This window comes from Streptomyces sp. CA-181903 (genome assembly GCF_050937075.1).
Classification (GTDB): Bacteria; Actinomycetota; Actinomycetes; order Streptomycetales; family Streptomycetaceae; genus Streptomyces.
In genome coordinates, this window is record NZ_JBNJLY010000001.1 from 1,225,465 (window position 1) to 1,249,155 (window position 23,691).

At 71.7% G+C, this 23,691-nt stretch carries 20 protein-coding genes and 2 pseudogenes; 3 read left to right on the forward strand and 19 right to left on the reverse strand.

From position 1 onward, the window contains the following. Positions 1-35: 35 nt before the first annotated feature. The 14 genes and pseudogenes from ACQEVS_RS05175 to rpsD form a co-directional block, all read right to left on the reverse strand. The gene (locus ACQEVS_RS05175; RefSeq protein ID WP_433015807.1) at positions 36-1,142 is read right to left on the reverse strand and encodes a M24 family metallopeptidase; all 1,107 of its coding nucleotides are present in this window, start codon (positions 1,140-1,142) and stop codon (positions 36-38) included. Between the two features lie 113 nt (positions 1,143-1,255). Continuing rightward, positions 1,256-2,116 (reverse strand): AAA family ATPase, encoded by an 861-nt coding sequence (locus tag ACQEVS_RS05180; RefSeq protein WP_433015810.1) that lies wholly within the window; start codon positions 2,114-2,116, stop codon positions 1,256-1,258. A gap of 27 nt (positions 2,117-2,143) precedes the next feature. Further along, positions 2,144-2,590 carry a type II 3-dehydroquinate dehydratase gene (gene aroQ / locus ACQEVS_RS05185; RefSeq protein WP_433015813.1) on the reverse strand — a complete coding sequence of 149 codons (447 nt, stop codon included), beginning with the start codon at positions 2,588-2,590 and terminating at the stop codon, positions 2,144-2,146. After that, complete coding sequence (gene aroB / locus ACQEVS_RS05190; protein ID WP_433015816.1) at positions 2,587-3,678, reverse strand: 3-dehydroquinate synthase; 1,092 nt, start codon at positions 3,676-3,678, stop codon at positions 2,587-2,589. Before aroB ends, aroQ begins: the two co-directional genes overlap by 4 nt. A 7-nt stretch (positions 3,679-3,685) precedes the next feature. After that, on the reverse strand, positions 3,686-4,222 hold the full coding sequence (locus tag ACQEVS_RS05195; protein WP_433015819.1) for a shikimate kinase: 537 nt from the start codon (positions 4,220-4,222) through the stop codon (positions 3,686-3,688). Beyond that, positions 4,219-5,403: a chorismate synthase gene (gene aroC / locus ACQEVS_RS05200; protein ID WP_433015822.1), complete on the reverse strand. Its 1,185-nt coding sequence runs from the start codon at positions 5,401-5,403 to the stop codon at positions 4,219-4,221. The genes ACQEVS_RS05195 and aroC overlap by 4 nt, the downstream gene beginning before the upstream one ends. Before the next feature lie 178 nt (positions 5,404-5,581). Further along, positions 5,582-6,408 (reverse strand): annotated as a pseudogene (locus ACQEVS_RS05205) (shikimate dehydrogenase). Further along, complete coding sequence (gene mltG / locus ACQEVS_RS05210) at positions 6,405-7,439, reverse strand: endolytic transglycosylase MltG (RefSeq protein WP_433015825.1); 1,035 nt, start codon at positions 7,437-7,439, stop codon at positions 6,405-6,407. Before mltG ends, ACQEVS_RS05205 begins: the two are co-directional and overlap by 4 nt. Positions 7,440-7,585: 146 nt before the next feature. After that, positions 7,586-8,317, reverse strand: a complete 732-nt coding sequence (locus tag ACQEVS_RS05215) for a hypothetical protein (RefSeq protein WP_433015828.1) — start codon at positions 8,315-8,317, stop codon at positions 7,586-7,588. 123 nt (positions 8,318-8,440) lie between these two features. Then, complete coding sequence (ruvX, locus tag ACQEVS_RS05220) at positions 8,441-8,905, reverse strand: Holliday junction resolvase RuvX (RefSeq protein ID WP_433015831.1); 465 nt, start codon at positions 8,903-8,905, stop codon at positions 8,441-8,443. 2 nt (positions 8,906-8,907) lie between these two features. After that, positions 8,908-11,577, reverse strand: coding sequence for an alanine--tRNA ligase (gene alaS, locus ACQEVS_RS05225; protein ID WP_433015834.1), 2,670 nt, complete (start codon positions 11,575-11,577; stop codon positions 8,908-8,910). After that, a complete protein-coding gene (locus ACQEVS_RS05230; protein ID WP_040888971.1) occupies positions 11,577-11,909 on the reverse strand; it encodes a DUF6167 family protein in 333 nt (110 codons plus the stop codon). The genes alaS and ACQEVS_RS05230 overlap by 1 nt, the downstream gene beginning before the upstream one ends. Positions 11,910-11,916: 7 nt before the next feature. Beyond that, positions 11,917-12,363: a DUF948 domain-containing protein gene (locus ACQEVS_RS05235; RefSeq protein WP_433015837.1), complete on the reverse strand. Its 447-nt coding sequence runs from the start codon at positions 12,361-12,363 to the stop codon at positions 11,917-11,919. Between the two features lie 193 nt (positions 12,364-12,556). After that, positions 12,557-13,171 carry a 30S ribosomal protein S4 gene (gene rpsD, locus ACQEVS_RS05240; RefSeq protein WP_433015840.1) on the reverse strand — a complete coding sequence of 205 codons (615 nt, stop codon included), beginning with the start codon at positions 13,169-13,171 and terminating at the stop codon, positions 12,557-12,559. Between the two features lie 188 nt (positions 13,172-13,359). Between rpsD and ACQEVS_RS05245 the strand changes: the two genes are divergently transcribed. Further along, positions 13,360-14,061: a DUF2470 domain-containing protein gene (locus ACQEVS_RS05245; RefSeq protein WP_433015843.1), complete on the forward strand. Its 702-nt coding sequence runs from the start codon at positions 13,360-13,362 to the stop codon at positions 14,059-14,061. 217 nt (positions 14,062-14,278) lie between these two features. Here the strand turns inward: ACQEVS_RS05245 and ACQEVS_RS05250 are convergent, their stop codons facing one another. From ACQEVS_RS05250 to ACQEVS_RS05265, 4 genes are all read right to left on the reverse strand, one after another. Further along, the gene (locus tag ACQEVS_RS05250) at positions 14,279-15,628 is read right to left on the reverse strand and encodes a replication-associated recombination protein A (RefSeq protein WP_433015846.1); all 1,350 of its coding nucleotides are present in this window, start codon (positions 15,626-15,628) and stop codon (positions 14,279-14,281) included. Positions 15,629-15,711: 83 nt separating this feature from the next. After that, the gene (locus tag ACQEVS_RS05255) at positions 15,712-16,371 is read right to left on the reverse strand and encodes a vitamin K epoxide reductase family protein (RefSeq protein ID WP_433015849.1); all 660 of its coding nucleotides are present in this window, start codon (positions 16,369-16,371) and stop codon (positions 15,712-15,714) included. 58 nt (positions 16,372-16,429) lie between these two features. Further along, positions 16,430-17,692: a histidine--tRNA ligase gene (gene hisS, locus ACQEVS_RS05260; protein WP_433015852.1), complete on the reverse strand. Its 1,263-nt coding sequence runs from the start codon at positions 17,690-17,692 to the stop codon at positions 16,430-16,432. Between the two features lie 10 nt (positions 17,693-17,702). Next, positions 17,703-18,422 (reverse strand): MBL fold metallo-hydrolase, encoded by a 720-nt coding sequence (locus tag ACQEVS_RS05265; protein ID WP_433015855.1) that lies wholly within the window; start codon positions 18,420-18,422, stop codon positions 17,703-17,705. Between the two features lie 191 nt (positions 18,423-18,613). Between ACQEVS_RS05265 and ACQEVS_RS05270 the strand changes: the two genes are divergently transcribed. Further along, positions 18,614-19,480, forward strand: a complete 867-nt coding sequence (locus ACQEVS_RS05270) for a peptidylprolyl isomerase (RefSeq protein ID WP_433015858.1) — start codon at positions 18,614-18,616, stop codon at positions 19,478-19,480. 242 nt (positions 19,481-19,722) lie between these two features. Next, positions 19,723-20,952: a DUF349 domain-containing protein gene (locus tag ACQEVS_RS05275; RefSeq protein ID WP_433015861.1), complete on the forward strand. Its 1,230-nt coding sequence runs from the start codon at positions 19,723-19,725 to the stop codon at positions 20,950-20,952. A gap of 61 nt (positions 20,953-21,013) precedes the next feature. Here ACQEVS_RS05275 and ACQEVS_RS05280 read toward each other — a convergent pair. Beyond that, positions 21,014-23,546: pseudogene (locus tag ACQEVS_RS05280) on the reverse strand (RelA/SpoT family protein). Between the last annotated feature and the right edge of the window lie 145 nt (positions 23,547-23,691).

The window sequence follows — 23,691 nt, forward strand, 5'->3', positions numbered from 1 at the left end:
CCTGGACTGAAGCTGCGACCCCGAAGAGGCACGCGCTACAGCGCGAGCAGCTCCTTGGTCGTGATGGTGAGTAGCTCGGGACCGCCGTCCGCCTCGGGGCGGACGACGAGCGTGTCATCGATCCGGACGCCGCCCCGCCCCGGGAGGTGAACCCCCGGATCTACGGTGACCGGCACGCAAGCGTCCAGTTTACCCATGGCCGCGGGCGCGAGCCGAGGGTCCTCGCCGTTTTCGAGTCCGACCCCGTGGCCGATGCGCGGACCGAGCCGGTCGCCGTGGCCCGCGGCCTCCAGGACCCGCCGTGCCGCGCGGTCCACGTCCCGGTACGGCGTCCCGGGCAGCAGCGCCTCCCGCCCGGCCCGCTGCGCCGCGAACACCTGCTCGTACAGCTCGATCTGCCAGTCGGCGGGAGAGGTGCCGATGACGAAGGTACGGGCGATCTCGCTGTGGTAGCCGCGGTAGTCGGCACCCAGGCAGACGGAGAGGAAGTCGCCCTCCTCCACCCGCCGGTCCGAGGGTACGTGCCCGGCCAGCCCGGAGTCCGGCCCGGTCCCCACCGACGTGGGGAACGCCGTCCCGGACGCGCCGTGGTCCACCAGACGGCGCTCCAGCTCCAGGGCGAGGTGCCGCTCGGTGCGGCCGACGAGGATCGACTCCAACAGCTCCCCCAGCGCCTGGTCGGCGATCTCGGCGGCGATCCGCAGACAGGAGATCTCCTCCTCGTCCTTCACCAACCGCTGCTGCTCCACCGCCGGCCCCAGGTCGTCCAGCCGCAGCCCCGGCGCGACGGCCCCCAGCGCGCGGTGGCGCCGTACGGTCAGGTGGTGCTCCTCCACCGCCAGCGAGCCGGCCCCGGCCGCGGCGGCCCGCTCCGCGCCCGCGACGGCCGGGTCGCCCTCCGTGCCGGGCAGGACGAAGACCCGCAGATCACCGGCGGGCCGGGCGGCCGACGCGGCGTCGAACGGATCGGAGGCGCAGAGCAGCACGTCGTGGACGGGCCCGACCAGCAGGGCGGCGTCGGCCGGGGCGTGACCGGCGAGGTAGCGGACGTTGGCCGCGCCGGTCACCAGCGCGGCCTCGCTCCCGTTCCCCAGGCACCGCTCCAGCAGCCGTGAACGGCGTGCCGCGTACACGTCGGACATGCCCCGAGCGTACGTTCGGCGGCCGGAACCGGCCGCTCCGGCGCGTCCGACCGGGGTGCCGCGCTCGGTGCGCCCACCAGGCCGGCGGTGCGCCCACCAGGCCGGCGGTGCGCCTACCAGGCGGGCGGGGTGGCGAAGGAGCGGGCCACGGCCTCGTCGATGAGCCGGGCGGTGGTGGCCACGTCGTGCTGCGAGTTGTCGATGATCGGCAGCCCGGAGCCGTACCAGCCGGCCATCCGCCCGTGGATGCGCGCCACCTCCTCGTCGCCCAGCCGCCGGTTGCCGCGCCGCTCGGCGTTGCGCTCCAGCACCACGTCGAGCCCCGGCAGCAGGACGACGGGCAGCAGGCCGGGGCCGATGTGCCGCTTCCAGCCGCCCAGGCCGACGGCGGGCCGGTCCGGGAAGACCGCGTCGTCGAGGATGCAGGAGATGCCGTTGGCCAGGAAGTTCCGGGCGGCGAAGCCGCAGGTGCGGCGGGCCAGCCGGTACTGCGCCTCGGACCGCTCGTCCCACCCGGCCCGCGGGTCGGCGAAACCGGCCCGCACCCACTCCCGGACGTCGTCCAGGCTGATGTGCGCCGTGGGCACCCGGCGGGTGTCGGCCCAGTACCGGGCCGCGGTCGTCTTCCCGGCACCGGCCGGGCCGATCAACAGCACCGCGACCGGCGCGGTGGCCGGGTCGAGGGGCATCGGCCGATGGGCGGGGGGTAGCGGCTGTCCCACTGGGTGCTGCATCCGGTGGCACTCCGTCTCGTGCGGTGGGTCGTTGTGGTGGGGGGTGCCCCGGTCCCGCCCTTTCACCGTTTCCTGGGGCTGCGCCCCAGACCCCTCTGTCCTCAATCGCCGGACGGGCTGAATCAGCCCGTCCGGCGATTGAGGACTGGGGGCACCCCCTCTGGGGGAGCCCGCAGGGCGCTTCGGGGGGTGCGGGGGCTTGCCCCCGCAGGAAACGGTGAAAGGGCGGGACCGGGGCACCCTACCCCCTCAACCCAGACGCTCCACTCAGCCGCGGAGTTCCTCCGCGAGCGCCCGCAACGCGAGCCGGTACGACCCGACTCCGAACCCGGCGATCGTCCCGGACGCGACAGCCGAGATGACGGACGTGTGCCGGAACGCCTCCCGCGCATGCGGATTGGAGATGTGCACCTCGATCAGCGGAGCGGTCCGCTGCGCCGCCGCGTCCCGCATCGCGTACGAGTAATGCGTGAACGCACCGGGGTTGATGACGACGGGCAGCCGCCCGTCGGCCGCCTCGTGCAGCCAACGGACCAGCTCCCCCTCGTCGTTGGTCTCGCGGACGTCGACGTCGAAGCCGAGCTCCGCGCCGAGCCGGGCGCACACCTCGACGAGCCCGGCGTACGAGGTGGACCCATAGACGTCGGGCTCACGGGAGCCGAGCCGCCCGAGGTTCGGCCCGTTGAGCACGAGAACCCGCCGAGCGCCGCTCACGCCGCGATCTCCGCGTGCGCGGCCAGCAGCATCGCCGGATCCGGAGCCTCCAGCACCACCGGCTTCGCCAGCCCGTCGAGCACGATGAAGCGCAGCCGGTCGCCGCGCGTCTTCTTGTCGACCTTCATGGTCTCCAGCAGCTTGGGCCACTGGTCGCCCCGGTAGGTCACCGGAAGCCCCACGGACTCCAGCACCGCGCGGTGCCGGTCGGCCGTCGCGTCGTCCAGCCGGCCGGCGATCCGGCCGAGTTCGGCGGCGAAGACCATGCCGACGGCGACGGCCGCGCCGTGCCGCCAGTTGTACCGCTCGTTCTTCTCGATGGCGTGGGCGAGGGTGTGCCCGTAGTTGAGGATCTCGCGGAGGCCGGACTCCTTGAGGTCCTGGGAGACGACGTCGGCCTTGACGCGGATGGCGCGCTCGATGAGCTCGGCGGTGTGCGGGCCGGACGGGGTGCGGGCGGCCTCGGGGTCGCTCTCGATCAGGTCGAGGATGGCCGGGTCGGCGATGAAGCCGGCCTTGATGACCTCGGCGAGCCCGCTGACGTAGTCGTTGACCGGCAGCGACTCCAGCGCGGACAGGTCGCAGAGCACCCCGGCCGGCGGGTGGAAGGCGCCGACGAGGTTCTTGCCCTCGGCGGTGTTGATGCCGGTCTTGCCGCCGACCGCCGCGTCGACCATCGCCAGCACGGTGGTGGGCACCGCGATCCAGCGCACACCGCGCAGCCAGGTGGCGGCGACGAAGCCGGCCAGGTCGGTGGTGGCGCCGCCGCCGACGCCGACGATGACGTCGGTGCGGGTGAAGCCGGACTGCCCGAGCGCCTTCCAGCAGTAGGCGGCGACCTCGGCGGTCTTGGCCTCCTCGGCGTTCGGCACCTGGATGGCGATGGCCTCGTAACCCTGGTCGGCCAGGTCGGCGCGGAGGACCTCGCCGGTCTCGGCCAGCGCCTCCGGGTGCAGGACGGCCACGCGCCGGGCGCCGGTCCCGATGAGCGCGGGCAGTTCGCCCAGCAGCCGGTGCCCGATCAGGACCTCGTACGGCGCGGTGCCGGCGGTGCCGGCGACCTGGATACGGGTGGGTGCGTCGGTCATGCGTTCCTCACTGCGAGGTGTCGTGGGTACGGGCGCCGGGCGGGCACAGGCCGTCGAGTACCGCGTCGGTGACCTCGGCCGGGCTCCGGCCTCCGGTGGCGACGACGACCCGGGCGACCTCGGCGTAGAGCGGGCGGCGGGCCTCCATCAGCTCCCGCCATCGCTTGCGCGGGTTGACGGCCAGCAGCGGGCGCGGGGCATCCAGCCCCACCCGCCGTACGGCGTCGGCCAGGTCGACGTCGAGGAAGACGACGGGCAGCCCCTTGAGCAGCGCCCGGGTGTCCGGGTCCATGACGGCGCCGCCGCCGAGCGAGAGCACCCCGGGGTGCTCCGCCACGGCGGCGCGCACGGCCTGCCGTTCCAGCTCGCGGAAGTGCGGCTCGCCCTCGTCCAGGAAGATCTCCGGGATGGGCTTGCCCGCGGTGCGCTCGATGTCGGCGTCCGTGTCCCGGTAGCCGGTGCCGAGCCGCTCGGCGAGCAGTGCTCCGACGGTCGACTTCCCGGCTCCGGGCGGGCCGACCAGTACAGCGACCGGCCCGGTCACTTGATGGCCAGGTGGTCGAGGTAGCCCCGGACGTTGCGGCGGGTCTCGGTGACGCTGTCGCCGCCGAACTTCTCCACCACGGCGTCCGCCAGGACGAGCGCCACCATCGCCTCGGCGACGATGCCGGCCGCGGGGACGGCGCACACGTCGGAGCGCTGGTGGTGGGCCTTGGCGGCCTCGCCGGTGGTGACGTCGATGGTGGCGAGCGCCTTCGGCACGGTGGCGATGGGCTTCATCGCGGCGCGGACGCGCAGCAGTTCGCCGGTGGTCAGGCCGCCCTCGGTGCCGCCGGAGCGGCCGGACGCGCGGCGCACGCCCTCCTCGGTGGCGACGATCTCGTCGTGCGCCTTCGAGCCGGGCACCCGGGCCAGGTCGAAGCCGTCGCCGAGCTCGACGCCCTTGATCGCCTGGATGCCCATCAGGGCGGCGGCGAGCCGGGCGTCCAGCCGCCGGTCCCAGTGCACGTGCGAGCCGAGGCCGACGGGCACGCCGTAGGCGAGGACCTCGACGACGCCGCCGAGGGTGTCGCCGTCCTTGTGCGCCTGGTCGATCTCGGCGACCATCGCCTCGCTCGCGGCGGCGTCGAGGCAGCGCACCGGGTCGGCGTCCAGCCGCTCGACGTCCGACGGCTTGGGGTACACGCCGTACGGCGCCTTGGCGGCGGCCAGTTCGACGACGTGCGAGACGATCTCGATGCCGGCCGCTTCCTTCAGGAAGGAGCGGGCGACGGCGCCGAGCGCGACGCGGGCCGCGGTCTCCCGCGCGGAGGCCCGCTCCAGGACCGGACGGGCCTCGTCGAAGCCGTACTTCTGCATGCCCGCGAGGTCCGCGTGGCCGGGGCGCGGCCGGGTCAGCGGGGCGTTGCGGGCGAGGTCGGCGAGCTCGGCGGGGTCGACCGGGTCGGCCGCCATGACCTTCTCCCACTTGGGCCACTCGGTGTTGCCCACCATGACCGCGACCGGGGAGCCCATGGACAGCCCGTGCCGCACGCCGCCGAGGAAGGTCACCTCGTCCCGCTCGAACTTCATCCGGGCGCCGCGCCCATAGCCGAGGCGCCGCCGGGCCAGGTGGTCCGCCACCATCTCCGTGGTGACCGGGACGCCCGCGGGCAGCCCCTCCAGCGTCGCCACCAGGGCCGGACCGTGCGACTCCCCGGCCGTCAGCCAGCGCAACCTGCTCAACGGAACTCCTCTTGCTCGCGCCTCGGATCGTGGGACGGCGCGACCGACCCGTGGTACGGTCCGCCGTCCCCGATCCTCCCATGGCCGGGGCGGTATCCCGGCGCCGGTCCGCTTTCCGGACGTTTTCCGCCCGTTCCGGAAGCGATCCGGGCAAGTCCCCGGGGTGGTCCGGACGCCCTCAGCGCGCGGCGAGGGCCGCTTCCCCGGCGGCGCGCATGGCCGCGAGCGGCGCCGGCGAGACGCCCGTCATCCGCTCGACCTGGAGCACGGCCTGGTGGACGAGCAGGTCGAGGCCGCCCAGGACCGTGCCGCCGCGCCCGGCCCAGGCCGCCGCCAGCGGGGTCGGCCAGGGCTCGTAGAGGACGTCGAAGAGGGTTCCGGGACGGGACGGGACGGCGGCCGCGAGCGCGTCCGCGGCCCCGGCCGGGGTGGTGGCGACGACCAGCGGGGCCTCGAACGCCTCGGCGGCGCGGGACCAGTCGGCGGTGCGGACGGTCACCCCGAGCCGTTCGCCCCACTGCCGCATCTCCGCGGCGCGCCCGGCGCTGCGGACGTAGGCCGTGACCTCGCCGGCGCAGATCCCGGCGAGCGCGGCGAGCGCCGAGGACGCGGTGGCGCCGGCGCCCAGCACGGCCGCCGATTCGACTTTGTCGACCCCGCGCTCGCGCAGGGCGGCGACCAGGCCCGGGATGTCCGTGTTGTCGCCCGTCAGCCGGCCGTCCGTGCCGACGAGGACGGTGTTGACGGCCTCGACGGACCGCGCGGTTTCACTGATGCCGTCCAGCATCGGAATGATCGCCCGCTTGAGCGGCATGGTCAGCGAGAGCCCGGCCCAGCTGTCGTCCAGCCCCGCGACGAAGGCCGGGAGCGCGGCCTCGTCGATCTCGTACCGGTCGTACGTCCACTCCCCAGGCCGAGCGCGGCGTACGCGGCCCGGTGCAGGACCGGGGAGAGCGAGTGCGCGATGGGCGACCCGAGGACGGCGGCCCGGCGGCGCCCGGTCACTGTCCGGCCGCCTTCCGGTGCTCCTGCTCGTACTGCTGGCGGTTCCTGTTGTGCTCCGCGTTGGTCACCGCGAACAGCGTCTTGTCCTCGTTGATCGAGACGAAGTAGTACCAGGGCCCGGAGGCGGGTTCGAGCGCCGACTTCAGGGCGTCCATGCCGGGGTTGCTGATCGGCCCGGGCGGCAGGCCCTTGGCGTAGTAGGTGTTGTACGGGTCCTTGAACTTGCGCAGGTCGTTGACGGAGCCGGTGTCCAGGGTGGACTGGCTCTTGGCGTAGTTGACCGTGGAGTCGAAGTCCAGGAGGCCGTACGTCTCCTTGTTGTCCGGCTTGAGCCGGTTGTAGACGACCCGGGCGATCTTGTCGAAGTCGTGCTTGTACTTGCCCTCGACCTGGACCAGGCTGGCGACGGTGACCACCTGGAGCGGGGACTTCAGGCCCAGCTCCTTGGCCTTGCCCTCCAGGTCCTGCTGCTCGTAGTTGGCCTTCGCCCGCTTGACCATCTGCCGGAGGATCTCCTCCGGCTTGGTGCCCTTGCCCGCGTTGTACTGCGACGGGAAGAGGAAGCCCTCCAGGGGGTCCTTGACGTTCGGGTCGGCGGTCGCCCAGTCGGGCAGGCCCAGGTTCCTCGCCTGCGCCTTGGCGACGTCCTTGGTGGTGCCCGGCTTGAGCTCCAGCTTCTTGTCGATGGAGCTGTAGACCTCGGCGGCCCGGATGCCCTCGCGGATGGTCAGCAGGTTCTTGGTGTCCGTCATCATCGTGACGGCGGACTCGGCCGACATCTCCTTGTGCAGGGTGTACGTGCCCGGCTGGATGAGCTTGGTGCCCGCCGCCTCGGTGAACGCCCGGGCGCTCTTGACCACGCCGTTCTTCTGGAGAAGGTCACCCATCTGGGTGAGGCCGGTGCCCTTGGGGATCTCCACCTGGACGGAACCGGTGCCCTCGCCGTCGTAGTCGGGCGCGGGGCCGTAGTTCGTCTCCCAGTAGTCGTAGCCGAGGTAGCCGAGGCCGCCCACGGCGCCGACCAGCACCACCGCGACGACCAGGCAGGCCGTGCCGCTGCGGCGCTTGGGCTGCTTCTTGCCCTTGCCGCCGGACCCGCCGCCGCGCCGGCCGCGCCGGGGCTCGTCGCCGGTCCCGTCCTCGTCGGCTTCGTCGGTGACGCCGCCCGGGAGGAGGTCTATGGCCGGGGACGACCGGGGGGCGAAGCCGACTCGGAGAGCACGGAGTGCTCGCCGGAGGACTCCTCCGGCCGCTCCTCGTGCTGCTCCTCCGCGGGCGCCTGCCGCGGCACCCGACGCTCGTCCGGCCGCGGGTGCTGCCCGGTGTCGTACGCCTGCTGGGGATGCTGCCCGGTGTCGTACGACGGATGCGGGTGCTGACCCATGTCGTAGGACTGCTGCCGGTGCTGACCCGTGTCGTACCCCTGCTGCGGATGCTGCCCGGTGTCATACGACGGATGCGGGTGCTGACCCGTGTCATAGGACTGCTGCGGATGCTGTCCCGTGTCGTACGTCTGCTGACCGCCCGGCTGCGGGTGCTGCCCGGTGTCGTACGTCTGCTGCTGTACGTGCGGATGCTGACCCGTGTCGTAGGACTGTCCGTCCTGCCCCGGGTGGTACCCGCCGCCCGACCCGTAGTAGCCACCCGACGGGCCGGCCTGCTGCTGCCCGTACCCGGAATGGCCCTGGGACTGGGTGTGGGGGTCACCGTAGTGGCCCCCACCGCCCTGCGACGACTGCTCCCAGCCGTACTGCTGCTGTTCGGGAAACCCCTGGTCGGGATACTGCTGCTGACCGTAGTACGGCTGCTGCTGCGGAGGATGCTGCTGACCCTCGTACCCCGGGTCCCCGTGGTGGGGGTCGCCGGGATTCCACGGTTGGGAGCCGGAACCCCGGCCGTACTCAGTCATCTATCCCCTAGAGCCGCACAGCGGCAGCCGGGCGCCCCGGAGGGCGCGGGTCCGATCGTCTGGTCCTGTAGGGATGGCGTTCGAACTAGCTGCCATGTCGCGCGGAAGGTTACCGTATCGCGATCAGATGACCACTTCGACGGGTTCGCCCGGAGGGCGCCCCGACGTCCTTTCGGTCTCCAGGGCGTTCTGCAGGATGACCACGGCCGCCGCCTGGTCGACGACGGACCGGCCCTTCTTGGTGTTGACGCCGGACGCGCGCAGCCCCTGGGCCGCGGTGACCGTGGTCATCCGCTCGTCCACCAGCCGGACGGGCACCGGCGCGACGCGCCGGGCCATCTCCTTGGCGAACGTGCGCACCTTGGCCGCGGCCGGCCCCTCTCCCCCCTTGAGGGAGCGGGGCAGCCCGACGACGATCTCGATGGGCTCGTACTCCGCGACGATCGCCGCGAGCCGCTTGTGTGCCTGCGGGATGTCCCGTCCGGGCACGGTCTCGACCGGTGTGGCGAGGATCCCGTCGGGGTCGCACGAGGCGACCCCGATCCGGGCGTCCCCGACGTCGACGGCGATGCGTCTGCCACGTCGCACGGTCAGGCCGCCTCCGCCACGAGGCGCTCCACGGCGGCGATGGCGTCGGCCACGGCCTCCGGGTTCTGGCCACCGCCCTGGGCGACGTCCGGCTTGCCGCCACCGCCGCCGCCGAGCGTCTTGGCGGCCGTACGGACCAGGTCACCGGCCTTGAGGCCGCGCTCGCGGGCGGCCTCGTTGGTGGCGATGACGGTCAGCGGGCGGCCGTTGGCCACGGTGAACAGGGCGACGACGGCCGGGCGGCCGCCGGTGATCCGGCCGCGGACGTCGAGGACCAGCTTGCGCAGGTCGTCGGCGCCGGTGCCGTCCGGGACGGTGCCAGTGACCAGGGCGGTGCCGTGGACGTCCTTGGCCCCCTGGGCCAGCCCGGCGGCGGCCTGGAGCACCTTCTCGGCGCGGTAGCGCTCGATCTCCTTCTCGGCGTCCCGCAGCTTGGCGAGCATGCCCGAGATCTTCTCCGGCAGCTCCTCCGGGCGGCCCTTGACCAGCTCGGTGAGCTGGGCGACGACCGTGTGCTCCTTGGCCAGGAAGTCGTACGCGTCGGCGCCGACCAGGGCCTCGACGCGGCGCACGCCGGAGCCGATCGAGGACTCGCCGAGCAGCTTCACCAGGCCCAGCTGCGCGGTGTTGGCGACGTGCGTACCGCCGCACAGCTCCTTGGAGAAGTCGCCGATGGTCACGACGCGTACCCGCTCGCCGTACTTCTCGCCGAACTCGGCGATCGCGCCGGACTTCTTGGCCTCGTCCAAGCTCATGACCTCGGCGTGGACGTCGAGTTCATGGGAGAGGACCTCGTTGATCCGCTGCTCGACGTCGGTGAGGACGGTGCCGGGGACGGCGGTCGGGGAGCCGAAGTCGAAGCGGAAGCGGCCCGGCGAGTTCTCCGAACCGGCCTGGGCGGCCGTCGGGCCGAGCGCGTCGCGCAGCGCCTGGTGGGTCAGGTGGGTGGCGCTGTGGGCGCGGGCGATGGCCCGGCGGCGCTTGACGTCGATGACCGCGTACGCCGAGGCGCCGACCGTCACCTCGCCGACCTGGACGACGCCCTTGTGGACGTTGACCCCCGGCACGGGCTTCTGCACGTCGCGGATCTCGACCACGGCGCCGTTGTGAAGCTTGATACGCCCCTGGTCGGCCAGCTGGCCACCACCCTCGGCGTAGAACGGCGTACGGTCGAGGACGATCTCGACCTCGTCGCCCTCGGAGGCGGCCGGCGACGGCACACCGTCGACGAGCAGGCCGACGACGGTGGCCTCGTTCTCGGTCAGGGTGTAGCCGGTGAAGTCGGTGGCGCCGGCGGTGTCCGCGACCTCGCGGTAGGCCGACAGGTCGGCGTGGCCGGTCTTCTTGGCCTTGGCGTCGGCCTTGGCGCGGTCCCGCTGCTCCTTCATCAGGCGGCGGAAGCCGTCCTCGTCCACGGAGAGGCCCTGCTCGGCGGCCATCTCCAGGGTGAGGTCGATCGGGAAGCCCCAGGTGTCGTGGAGCAGGAACGCCTTGTCGCCGGAGAGGACCGTGCCGCCGGCGGCCTTGGTCTCGGTGACGGCGGTGTCGAGGATGTTCGTGCCGCCCTTGAGGGCCTTGAGGAAGGCGGCCTCCTCGGCGAGCGCGACGGTCTCGATGCGCTTGCGGTCCTCGATGAGCTCCGGGTACTGCTGCCCCATCGTGTTGATGATCACGTCGAGCAGGTCGGCGACGACCGGGCCGGTGGCGCCCAGCATCCGCATGTTGCGGATGGCGCGGCGCATGATGCGGCGCAGGACGTAACCGCGGCCCTCGTTGCCGGGGGTGACGCCGTCGCCGATGAGCATCACGGAGGTCCGCATGTGGTCGGCGACCACGCGCAGCGAGACGTCGGAGGCGTCGGCCTTGCCGTAGGCGACGCCGGTGAGCTCGGTGGCCTTGTCGATGACGACGCGCAGGGTGTCGGTCTCGTACATGTTCCGGACGCCCTGGAGGATCATCGCGAGGCGTTCGAGGCCGAGGCCGGTGTCGATGTTCTTGGCGGGGAGGTCGCCGAGGATCGGGAAGTCCTCCTTGCCGTCGCCGGCACCCCGCTCGTACTGCATGAAGACCAGGTTCCAGATCTCCACGTACCGCTCGTCGTTGACGGCCGGGCCGCCCTCGGGGCCGAACTCGGGCCCGCGGTCGTAGTTGATCTCGGAGCAGGGGCCGCAGGGGCCGGGGACGCCCATGGACCAGAAGTTGTCCTTCTTGCCCAGGCGCTGGATGCGCTCGGCGGGAACGCCGACGGTGTCCCGCCAGATCCGCTCGGCCTCGTCGTCGTCCTGGTAGACGGTGATCCAGAGCTTCTCGGGGTCGAGGCCGTAGCCGCCGTCGGCGACGGACGAGGTCAGCAGCTCCCAGGAGAGCTTGATCGCGCCCTCCTTGAAGTAGTCGCCGAACGAGAAGTTGCCGCACATCTGGAAGAACGTGCCGTGCCGGGTGGTCTTGCCGACCTCCTCGATGTCCGGCGTGCGGACGCACTTCTGCACGCTGGTGGCGCGGGAGAACGGCGGCTTGACCTCACCGAGGAAGTAGGGCTTGAAGGGCACCATGCCCGCGGGCACGAGGAGCAGCGTCGGGTCGTCCGCGATGAGCGACGCCGACGGCACGACGGTGTGCCCACGCTCTTCGAAGAAGCGCAGCCAGCGGCGGCGGATTTCAGCGGACTCCATCAGTGGTCCTCTTTCCGGGTGAGCGAGTGGTGGGGATGGGTGGGTTCGACGACGACGAGGTGCGGGCGTCCGGCGGGCAGCGCCCGCGCCTCCTCCGGCTCCGGTGCGGCGGTGAGGCCGAGCGCGTCCTTGAGCGCCGCCTCGCGGTGCGCCATGCCGTCGCGGACGTCGAGGGCGAAGTGCTTGACGCGGCGGCCGGCGAGCACGGCCCGGTCGGCCGCCTGGAGCGCGAGGCTCTCGGGGGTGAGCTTGTCCAGGGTGCGGTTCACCTTGGTGGTGGCCCACACTCCGGCGGCCACCCCGGTGGTGAACCAAAAAGCACGGCGGAACATTTCCGGATCAGCCCTTCCCACGGGTACGACGGCCGCCGCGCCGGGCGGACGGCAGCTTCTTGCCGACGCTCCGGCCGGTGATCACGGTGCGCTCGTCTTCGGCGGGGGCGCCCTTGCGCCCGATCGCCCGCCGCACCCCGTAACCGAAGGCGGCGACCTTCACCAGCGGCCCGCCGAAGGCGGAGGAGACGGTGGAGGACAGCGCCGAGGCGTTGGCCGTGACCTCCTGGACGTCCGCGGCGATCGAGTCGACGCGGGCGAGCTGGGTGTGGGCGGACCGGACGGTCGCCGAGGCGTCGGCCAGCAGCGGCACGGCCTGCTCGGTGACGTCGGCGACCAGCTTGGTGGCCGCCTTCAGGGTCTGCGCGAGCCGAACCAGGACGAGGGCGATGAAGGACACCAGGATCGCCCAGAAGACGGCCACGAGGATCCCGGCCACCTCTCCACCGGACACTGCATCGCTCCCTGCTGTCGTCGCTGGTCACACGTTGGAAACGTCGGGTACCGACCTTATCGCGCCGTGGCTGGCGGCCCGTACTCCGTTTCGACGCCCGGAGCGCCCCCCGAAACACGGCGGCCCGCCGCCCCGCCGCCACAGGGGCGGGGGGACGGCGGGCCGGGCGTGAAGGAGGGTCCTACGGCCGGATTTATCGGGCGTAGTACTCGACGACGAGCTGCTCGTCGCAGATGACCGGGATCTCCTTGCGGTTCGGGTCGCGGTCCAGGCGGAAGGCCAGGGCCTGCAGGTTGACCTGCAGGTAGCGCGGGGTCTCACCCTCACCCGCGTAGCCACCCTCGCGGGCGACCTGGAAGGGGTGCTTGGCGCGGCTGCGCTCGCGGACCATCACGACGTCGTCGGGACGGACGCGGAAGGACGGCTTGTCGACCTTCTTGCCGTTGACCTCGATGTGGCCGTGGACGACCATCTGACGGGCCTGGTAGATGGTGCGGGCGATGCCGGACCGCAGGACCAGGGCGTCCAGACGACGCTCGAGCTCGATGACCAGCGCCTCGCCGGTCTTGCCCTCGGCCTTCTTGGCGCGGTCGTAGGCGCGCGCCATCTGGCGCTCGCTGATGTCGTACTGCGCGCGCAGACGCTGCTTCTCGAGCAGACGGACCTTGTAGTCCGAGTTCTGCTTGCGGCCGCGGCCGTGCTCGCCCGGCGGGTAGGGACGGGCCTCGAAGTACTTGACGGCCTTCGGCGTCAGGGCGATGCCGAGCGCACGAGACTTCTTGACCTTGGGACGCGACTGGTTAGGCACGTTCTCCAGACCTCCGAAATAGGTTAGGTTAGGCTCACCTTACTCAAGGAGATCGCATGTCTCGCCCGGGGAACACCAGTCACGTCACGGACAGCACGAAGAAGGCCGGCGCAACTGATGGCGCCGGTACGACGGAGGTCCGATCAGATCGTGGTCAGCCGCGTCCCAGCGGACTTGAAACCGCCCGGATGCCGTCAGCAGCCGAGCGCACACGAACTCTCGTACAGAGTACATGCTCCGCGGTGCTGCTCGTCGCCGGCCTGGACGCCGCCCACCCCGAACCCCTCACCCCGGAGGTACGGACCGTCGGCCCCGACGGCGACGTGTACCTCGTCCACCCCGCCGACTCCCCCGTCGTCCGAGCGGCCACCCACGCCGAGGCCGACGACCTCCCCGCCGTCCTGGAACTCACCGACGTCGCCCCCGTCTCCGTCCCCAACCGCATCCGCGGCCGCGCCTGGCTCTCCGGCTGGCTCACCTGCGTCCCCGGCGTCGCGGAGCCGGGCCGCATGATGGTGCGGCTGGAACTCGGGGACATTTCCGTGGACGACCTCTGGGGCATCGAGACCGTCTCGCCCGACGACTTCGCGGGCGCCGCGCCCGATCCGCTCGTGGAGTACGAGACGGAGTTGCTGCAGCATCTGCATGCGGGGCACGGGGATCAGGTGCGTTCCCTGTGGGCGCTGCTGGACGAGCGGCGGGCGGGCGCGGGTGCCGCGGTGCCGCTGGCGCTGGACCGGTTCGGGTTCCGGGTCCGCTTCACGCGGCACGGCGCCGGCAGCCCGGCCGATCGCTCCTTCGACGCGCGGTTCGAGTTCCCGGAGCCGGTGCGGGATGTGGCGGGGCTGCGGCGGGAGATGCATCGGCTGTTCGACGCGGCGGAGGAGTGAGGGGTTGGGGGTGCCCCTGTCCCGCCCGTTCACCGTTTCTTGCGGGGGAGGTCCCCCGCACCCCCGAAGCGCCCTGCGGGCGCTGTCCTCAAACGCCGGACGGGCTGGAGTGGGTGCCCTATTCAGCCCGTCCGGCGTTTGAGGACGAGCGGCGAAGCCGCGAACAAGGGGGTCTGGGGCGCAGCCCCAGGAAACGGTGAAAGGGCGGGCCCGGGGCTCACTCCCCCCGCAAACGCCCCCGCACCCGCTCCATCACATCCGCGTACCGCGACTCCGCCCCATGCCGAGTAGGCGAGTAATACCGCCGCCCATGCACCGCATCAGGCGCATACTGCTGAGCCGCGATCCCGCCCGGCAGATCGTGGGGGTACTGATACCCCTCCCCATGCCCCAGCTTCTCGGCCCCCTTGTAGTGCCCGTCCCGCAGATGCGCGGGCACAGGCCCGGCCTTCCCAGCCCGTACATCGGCCAGCGCCGCATCGATGGCGAGATAAGCCGCGTTCGACTTGGGCGCCAAGGCCAACGCGATGGCCACCTGCGACAGAGTGATCCGCGCCTCGGGAAACCCGATCATGGCGACAGCCTGCGCCCCGGCGACGGCGGTCTGCAGAGCCGTGGGATCAGCGAGCCCGATGTCCTCACTGGCGGAGATCATCAGCCGCCGGGCGATGAACCGCGGGTCCTCCCCCGCCTCGATCATCCGGGCCAGGTAGTGCAGGGTCGCGTCCACATCCGACCCCCGGATGGACTTGATCAGCGCGCTCGCGACGTCGTAATGCTGATCGCCGTCGCGGTCGTACTTCACCGCGGCCCGGTCGACCGTCTCCTCCAGCGTCTCCAGGCTGATCTCGCTCTCGCCCTTGTCGAGGGCGGCCCCCGCCGCCGCCTCCAGGGCGGTGAGCGCCCGCCGTGCGTCGCCGCCGGCGATTCGCAGCAGGTGCGCCTCCGCGTCCTCGGGGAGCGTGACCGCGCCGCCGAGCCCGCGCTCGTCGGCGACGGCGCGGTGCAGCAGTCCGCGCAGGTCGTCGTCGGTGAGCGCCTGGAGGGTGAGCAGCAGGGAGCGGGAGAGGAGCGGGGAGATGATCGAGAAGTAGGGGTTCTCGGTGGTGGCGGCGATGAGGGTGACCCAGCGGTTCTCCACGGCGGGCAGCAGGGAGTCCTGCTGGGCCTTGCTGAAGCGGTGGATCTCGTCGAGGAAGAGGACGGTCTCCTTGCCGTAGCCGCCGGATGCCCGGCGGGCGCCGTCGATGACGGCCCGGACCTCCTTGACGCCGGCGGTGATCGCGGACAGCTCGACGAAGCGCTTGTTGGTGGCCTGGCTGACGACGTATGCGAGGGTCGTCTTGCCGATGCCGGGCGGCCCCCAGAGGATCACCGACGAGGGCCCGGCCGGCCCGCCGCTCGCCTCGCCGACCAGCCGGCGCAGCGGCGATCCCGGCTTCAGCAGATGGCCCTGCCCGACGACCTCGTCGAGGGTGCGGGGGCGCATGCGGACGGCCAGGGGACTGCTCGACGGGTCTTTCTCCCGGCGGTCCTCTTCTGCGGCGGTGAACAGGTCGGGTTCCACGCTCGAAACCCTATGCCACCCCACTGACAACGCCGCCGGACGGTCGTCGTCCGGCGGCGTTGTCGCTGTTCAGAGAAGCGCGCTCAGGACTGGCCCGTCCAGAACGACCACCAGTTGGTCAGGATCGCCAGCCCGATGAGGCCGATCCACAGCACCGGCACCACCCAGTGGAACTCCAGCACCACGTTCCGCACCGCGTTCGGGAGCGGGATGAAGCGGTGCCGGATGTTCTGCACGGTGACGTAGCAGAACATCACGATGGTGGCGACCCAGGCGAGGCAGCACCACAGGCAGAGCGAGCCGATGACGTACAGCGACTGGTACTGCAGCCAGGTGCAGAATCCGACGCCGAAGAGGGTGCCGGCCTCCATGCCGAGCCAGTACCAGCGCGGGAACCGGGCGCCGGAGAGCACCGCCAGGCCGATCGCGATGATCGCGCCGTAGCAGACCAGGCCGAGCATCGGGTTGGGGAACCCGAAGGCGTGGGCCTGCTCGCTCTCCATGATGTTGCCGCAGGCGACGACCGGGTTGAGGCTGCACCCGGGGGTGAAGGTCTTCCCATGCGCCTTGGCCTCGAGGATCTTGTTCTTGTCGATCGTGATGACCCAGGCGGCCAGCAGCCCCATGGCGCCGGTGATGACGAGCAGCAGCCCGAAGGCACGGCTGCCGCCCACCGCACCGGCGGCGGGCCCGTCCCGCTCCACGTCGTCGGTGTCGGAGCGGTCAAGAGCCGAGGTCGTCATAGCGCCATAGATCCCATCAGTCGTCCGATGCGCCCATTCTGCACCAGGAGAGGGCCGATCAGCCCTGCCTGGCCCGGAGTTCACCCACGACGGCATCGACCGCGACGGCGGTCTGCTCGCCGCTGCCCAGGTCCTTGAGCTGGACGACGCCCTCGGCCAGATCGCGTTCGCCCGCCACCAAGGCGTAGCGGGCGCCGGAGCGGTCCGCCGATTTCATGGCGTTCTTGAGCCCCTTCCCGCCGAACGCGAAGTCGGCGGCGACGCCGGCCCGGCGCAGTTCGGTGACGACGCCGAAGAGGACCCGGCGGGCCTCGTCGCCGAGCGGGACCGCGTACACCTCGGTGGCGGCGGGGAGTTCGAGTTCGATGCCCTCGGCCTCCAGCGCCAGCACCGTGCGGTCGACGCCCAGCGCCCAGCCGACGGACGGCAGGGCCGGGCCGCCGATCATCTCGGACAGGCCGTCGTAGCGGCCGCCGCCGCCGACGGCGGACTGCGCGCCGAGGCCGTCGTGGACGAACTCGAAGGTGGTGCGCGTGTAGTAGTCCAGGCCGCGCACCAGCTTCTCGTCGTCCTCGAACTCGACGCCCGCCGCCGTCAGCAGCGCGCGCACCTGCTCGTGGTACTCCTTGCACGCCTCGCAGAGGTGGTCGCGGAGCATGGGGGCGCCGACGAGCTGCTTCTGGACGGCCTCGCGCTTGTCGTCGAGGACCCGCAGCGGGTTGATCTCGATGCGGCGGCGGGTGTCGTCGTCCAGGTCGAGACCGCGCAGGAAGTCCTGGAGGGCGGCCCGGTAGGCGGGGCGGCACTCCTTGTCGCCGAGCGAGTTGAGCAGCAGGCGGAAGTCCTTCAGGCCGAGCGACTTGTACGCGTCGACGGCCAGGATGATCAGTTCGGCGTCGAGCGCCGGGTCCTCGGCTCCGATGGCCTCGGCGCCGACCTGCGAGAAGTGGCGGTAACGGCCCTTCTGCGGGCGCTCGTAGCGGTAGTACGAGCCGGAGTACCAAAGCTTGACCGGGAGGTTGCCGCCCTTGTGCAGGTTGCCCTCCAGCGCGGCGCGGAGCACGGAGGCGGTGCCCTCGGGGCGCAGCGCGAGCTGGTCGCCGCCGCGCGTGGTGAGGGTGTACATCTCCTTGGTCACGATGTCGGTGGACTCGCCGACGCCGCGCGCGAACAGCTCGACGTTCTCGAAACCGGGCGTCTCCACATAGCCGTAACCGGCCCGCCGCACCGGCGCGGCGATGGCCTCGCGCACGGCGAGGTAGACCGCCGAGTCCGGCGGGGTCAGGTCGTAGGTGCCCTTGGGGGCCTTGAAAGTGCTCACGAAAGCTTCGTCACATTCCTCGTCGCGGAGCCGGGGTGCCGGTTCCGGGGCCGTACCGCGCCTGGGCCACTTCCCGCAGGTACGGGTTGGCGGCGCGCTCGCGGCCGATGCTGGTCTGGGGGCCGTGGCCGGAGAGGACCACGGTCGAGTCGTCGAGGGGCAGGCACACGCGGGCCAGGGACTCGAGTATCTCGGCGTGGTCACCGCCGGGCATGTCGGTGCGTCCGATGGAGCCGGCGAACAGCAGGTCGCCCGAGAAGAAGACCGACGGGATGTCGTTGGTCTCGGGCAGCCGGAAGGTCACCGACCCCTTGGTATGGCCGGGCGCGTGCGCGACGGTGAACTCCAGACCGGCGAGGTCCAGGGTGCTGCCGTCGGCGAGCTCCTTGACGTCGTCCGGTTCGCCCACGGTCAGCTCGCCGAGGAGCTGCGCGCCGATGGAGCGGCCGAGGGCCTTCTCCGGGTCGCTCATCATGTAGCGGTCGGCGGGGTGGATCCAGGCGGGGACGTCATGGGCGCCGCACACCGGGACGACCGAGGCGACGTGGTCGATGTGGCCGTGGGTGAGGACGACCGCGACGGGCTTGAGCCGATGCTTCCTGAGTGCTTCCTCGACTCCCTGGGCGGCCTGGTGGCCCGGGTCGATGATCACGCACTCCTCACCGGCGGCGGGGGCGACCAGATAACAATTGGTCCCCCAGGCCCCGGCGGGGAACCCGGCAATCAGCACATTCGTCCTTAAATGTCGGCCTGCGTTGGCGTGGCAGGGATCCGGCAGGCGTGCCCGGCCGGTGCGCCGGTCACGTTTATGCCGGTTCAGAGCCTACCGGCGGCACCTCCGCCGCCGCGAACCCGTATACGGTACGGGCACGCTCGCAACAGGCGTTCCGACGGATCGATACGGCACGAGGAGACGACCCGGTGGTCACTAACGAGCAGCGGCGGCGGCAGCTCGCACGGGAGAAGTTCGAGCGGCAGCAGCAGCGCCGCGAGGCGCAGCGGCGCAAGGCCCGCAACCGGAACGCGTTGATCGCGGCCGGTCTCGCCGTGCTGATCGCCGCGGGCGGCACGGCGGTGGCCGCCGGCGCGCTGGGCGGCGACGACAAGAAGGACGACAAGACGGCGTCCGACGCGACCCCGAGCGAGCTCCCCACCCCCGCCAAGGGCCCGGACCCGTGCGCCAAGCCCGCCGCCGGCAGCCCGGCGAAGAAGACGTGGAAGTCGGAGCCGTCGATGACGGTCGACACCTCCGCCTCATACACCATGGCGCTCAAGACCACCTGCGGGGACATCGACCTGAAGCTGGACGCGGCCAAGGCCCCCCACACCGTCAACTCGCTGAACTTCCTGGCGGGCCAGGGGTACTTCGACCACACCAAGTGCCACCGCCTCACCGGTGAGGCCGCGGGCATCTACGTCCTCCAGTGCGGCGACCCGGAGGGCACCGGCGGGGGCGGCCCCGGCTACACGCTCGCCGAGGAGAACCTCAAGAGCGACCTGCTCCAGGAGCCGAAGGACGATCAGCTCAAGCAGGCGAAGATGAAGATCTATCCGGCCGGGACGATCGCCATGGCCAAGACGCAGCAGCCGCATTCGACGGGCAGCCAGTTCTTCCTCGTCTACAAGGACAGCCCGCTGCAGCCGGACTACACCCCGGTCGGCACGATCGGCGCCGAGGGCCGCAAGACCCTCGACAAGATCGCCAAGGCCGGGATCCAGGGCGGGGCCCCGGACGGACCCCCCAACGCCACCGTCGTGGTGGACAAGGCGACGGTGACGAAGAGCTGATTCCGCACCCGTGGCCGAGCGGCGAAATTCCGGTCGCGGGATACGGACAGCCGGGCCACCGGTCGCCTATGTTGGCGTTGTGTAGGGTGCCTGCTCCGGCGGCTGCGAGGCACCCGAAACAGCACCGAACGGCAGTGAAATGATCAAGCCGCCGGACCGGGCGGGGCGCGGCTCCACCGGGGACAACTGTGGACGATGCGCGCGGGCCGCGAACGGCCCCCGCATCATGTGGAGGAGGCGCTGTGAGCAGCGACCCGTGGGGCCGCGTCGACGAGACGGGGACGGTGTACGTGCGTACCGCCGACGGCGAGAAGGTCGTCGGCTCGTGGCAGGCGGGGAGTCCGGAGGAGGCTCTCGCTTACTTCGAGCGCAAGTACGAGGGCCTGGTCGTCGAGATCGGCCTCCTCGAACGCCGGGTCAACACCACCGACCTGTCGACCAAGGACGCGATGGCCGCGATCGACCACCTGCGTTCGCAGGTCGACGAGCACCACGCGGTCGGCGATCTGGACGCGCTGCGCGGGCGGTTGGACAAGCTCGTCGCGACGGTCGACAAGCGCCGTGAGGAGCGCAAGGCGGCCAAGGCCAAGCAGACGGACGAGGCCAGGACGGCCAAGGAGGCGCTGGTCGCCGAGGCCGAGGAGCTGGCCGCGAGCGAGCAGTGGCGCTCGGCCGGTGAGCGGCTGCGGGCCCTGGTGGACACCTGGAAGGGCCTGCCGCGGCTGGATCGCAAGACCGACGACGAGCTGTGGCACCGCTTCTCGCACGCCCGCTCGGCGTTCTCCAAGCGCCGCAAGGCCCACTTCGCGTCGCTGGACGCCCAGCGCGAAGAGGCCCGCAAGGTCAAGGAGAAGCTGGTCGCCGAGGCCGAGGCGCTGTCCGGTTCGACGGACTGGGGCGCCACCGCCGCCCGTTACCGCGAGCTGATGGCCGACTGGAAGGCCGCCGGCCGCGCCCAGCGCGAGGCCGAGGACGAGCTGTGGGCCCGGTTCCGGGGCGCGCAGGACGTCTTCTTCCAGGCGCGCGGCGAGGTGTTCGCGGAGCGCGACGCCGAGCAGCAGGCCAACCTGGGGCTGAAGGAGGACCTGGTCGTCGAGGCGGAGAAGCTGCTGCCGGTGACCGACCTCAAGGCGGCCCGGGCGGCGTTCCGTTCGATCAACGAGCGCTGGGAGGCCATCGGTCACGTGCCGCGGGACGCCCGGCCGAAGATCGAGGGCCGGATGCACGCGGTGGAGCGCGCCATCCAGGAGGCCGAGGAGGCCGAGTGGCGGCGGACCAACCCGGAGGCGCGGGCGCGCGCGGCCGGGCTGACCGGGCAGCTCCAGGACGCGGTCGACAAGCTCCAGGCGCAGATCGACAAGGCGCGTGCGGCGGGCAACGAGGCGAAGGCCGAGAAGCTCGGCAGGGAGCTGGAGGGCCGCAAGGCGCTGCTGGACCAGGCGTTGAAGGGTCTGCAGGAGTTCGGCGGCTGAAACAAGCCCCATAGAGGAAAGGCCCCGGTGCTTGAGAGCACCGGGGCCTTTCCCGTGTCCGCTACGGCCTCCGCGCCGACGTCACGCGGTACACGTCGTAGACGCCCTCCACTCCGCGCACCGCCTTCAGGACGTGCCCCAGGTGCTTGGGGTCGCCCATCTCGAAGGTGAACCGCGAGGTGGCCACCCGGTCGCGGGAGGTCTGCACGGCCGCCGAGAGGATGTTGACGTGCTGGTCCGACAGGACCCGGGTGACGTCCGACAGCAGCCGGGACCGGTCCAGCGCCTCCACCTGGATGGCGACGAGGAAGACGGACGACTGGGTGGGCGCCCACTCGACGTCGATGATCCGCTCGGGCTGCTGCGAGAGCGAGTCGACGTTGACGCAGTCCGCGCGGTGGACGGAGATGCCGTTGCCGCGGGTGACGAAGCCGATGATCGGGTCGCCGGGGACGGGCGTGCAGCAGCGGGCGAGTTTGACCCACACGTCGTCGACGCCCTTGACGACCACGCCCGGGTCCGCGGAGGAACGCCGATTGGAGCGGCCGCGGATGGGCGCCGACTCCTCGATGTCCTCCGTCGCCGCGTCCTCGCCGCCGAGCGCCTGGACGAGCTTCTGCACCACGCCCTGCGCGGCGACGTGGCCCTCGCCGATGGCGGCGTAGAGCGAGGAGATGTCCGGGTAGCGCATCTCGTGCGCGAGGGTGACGAGCGAATCGCCGGTCAGGATGCGCTGGATGGGCAGGTTCTGCTTGCGCATCGCGCGGGCGATGGCGTCCTTGCCCTGCTCGATGGCCTCGTCCCGGCGCTCCTTGGAGAACCAGGCGCGGATCTTGTTGCGCGCGCGGGGCGACTTGACGAAGCCCAGCCAGTCGCGGGAGGGGCCGGCGCCGGGTGCCTTGGAGGTGAAGACCTCGACCAGGTCGCCGTTGTCGAGGGTCGATTCGAGCGGCACCAGCCGCCCGTTGACCCGGGCCCCTATGGTGCGGTGGCCGACCTCGGTGTGCACGGCGTAGGCGAAGTCGACCGGCGTGGCCCCGGCGGGCAGCGCTATGACGTCGCCCTTGGGCGTGAAGACGAAGACCTCGTTGCGCGACAGGTCGAAGCGCAGCGACTCCAGGAACTCGCCCGGGTCCTCCGTCTCCTTCTGCCAGTCCAGCAACTGCCGGAGCCAGGCCATGTCGTTGACGGTGTCCTGGTTCTTGCCGGCGTTCTTCGGCACGTCCGTACGGATCTTGGAGGCGCCGGCGACGGCCTCCTGCTTGTACTTCCAGTGCGCGGCGATGCCGTACTCGGCGCGGCGGTGCATGTCGAACGTCCGGATCTGGAGCTCGACCGGCTTGCCGCTGGGCCCTATGACCGTCGTGTGCAGCGACTGGTACATGTTGAACTTGGGCATCGCGATGTAGTCCTTGAACCGCCCCGGCACCGGGTTCCACCGGGCGTGGACGGTGCCGAGCGCCGCGTAGCAGTCGCGGACGGTGTCGACGAGGACGCGGATGCCCACCAGGTCGTAGATCTCGGCGAAGTCCCGGCCCCGCACGATCATCTTCTGGTAGACGCTGTAGTAGTGCTTCGGGCGGCCGGTGACCGTGGCCTTGATGCGGGCCGCGCGGAGGTCGGCCTGGACCTCGTCGGTGACGATCGCCAGGTACTCGTCCCGCTTGGGGGCGCGCTCGGCGACGAGCCGGACGATCTCGTCGTACATCTTGGGGTAGAGGATCGCGAACGCGAGGTCCTCCAGCTCCCACTTGATGGTGTTCATGCCCAGCCGGTGCGCCAGCGGGGCATAGATCTCCAGCGTCTCGCGGGCCTTCTTCTCCTGCTTCTCCCGCTTGAGGTAGCGCATGGTGCGCATGTTGTGCAGCCGGTCGGCCAGCTTGATCACCAGGACCCGGGGTCCTTGGCCATGGCCACGACCATCTTGCGGACGGTCTCGGCCTGGGCGGCCTCGCCGAACTGCACCCGGTCCAGCTTGGTGACGCCGTCGACGAGCAGGGCGACCTGGTCGCCGAAGTCGCGGCGGAGGTCGTCGAGGCCGTACTCGGTGTCCTCGACGGTGTCGTGCAGCAGCCCGGCCATCAGCGTCGCCGGGTCCATGCCCAGCTCGGCCAGGATGGTGGTCACGGCGAGCGGGTGGGTGATGTACGGATCGCCGCTCTTGCGCTTCTGCCCGCGGTGCCAGCGCTCGGCGACCTGGTAGGCGCGCTCGATCTGGCGCAGCGTGGAGGCGTCCGCCTTGGGGTCGTTCCCCCGGACGATCCGGAGCAGCGGCTCCAGCACCGGGTTGTACGGGCTCTGCCGCTGTACGCCCAGCCGGGCGAGGCGGGCGCGGACCCGGCTGGAGGATGCCGAACGGGCGCTCGGCGGCGGCGTGGGGCGCGGGCCGGCGCTCTCCTTGACCAGGTCGCCCCCGGGGCGGCCTGCGGCCGGCCCCGCTTTCCGGGCTCGGGCGCGGCCGCGCCCTGCGGGCGGCCCGTGGGCTCGGGCGTACCCGCGGCAGCCGCGGCGTCCGGCGCGGGCTGGTCGGGCTGTGCCGCTGGGGATGCCCCCGGACGGAGTCTGGGGGAGAGCGGCTGGGCCTTGTCTGGCAAGAGCACTCCTCATGCGGGGTCCGGCCCCCGAACAGGTCCGGACTGCCATGGTATCGATCCGGGCCGTGGAGCCGCCTCCCGCCCGGCGGGGGCGAGGACGCACGGAACGGGCCCCGGGGTTCTCCCCGGGGCCCGTTCCCTTCCG

Coding starts and splice junctions, on each gene's coding strand:
- ACQEVS_RS05175 (WP_433015807.1), bottom strand. CDS start 1,142: ATGTCCGACGTGTACGCGGCACGCCGTTCACGGCTGCTGGAGCGGTGC.
- ACQEVS_RS05245 (WP_433015843.1), top strand. CDS start 13,360: ATGCCGTCAGCAGCCGAGCGCACACGAACTCTCGTACAGAGTACATGC.
- alaS (WP_433015834.1), bottom strand. CDS start 11,577: ATGGAGTCCGCTGAAATCCGCCGCCGCTGGCTGCGCTTCTTCGAAGAG.
- ACQEVS_RS05255 (WP_433015849.1), bottom strand. CDS start 16,371: ATGACGACCTCGGCTCTTGACCGCTCCGACACCGACGACGTGGAGCGG.
- aroB (WP_433015816.1), bottom strand. CDS start 3,678: ATGACCGACGCACCCACCCGTATCCAGGTCGCCGGCACCGCCGGCACC.
- ACQEVS_RS05215 (WP_433015828.1), bottom strand. CDS start 8,317: ATGACTGAGTACGGCCGGGGTTCCGGCTCCCAACCGTGGAATCCCGGC.
- ACQEVS_RS05230 (WP_040888971.1), bottom strand. CDS start 11,909: ATGTTCCGCCGTGCTTTTTGGTTCACCACCGGGGTGGCCGCCGGAGTG.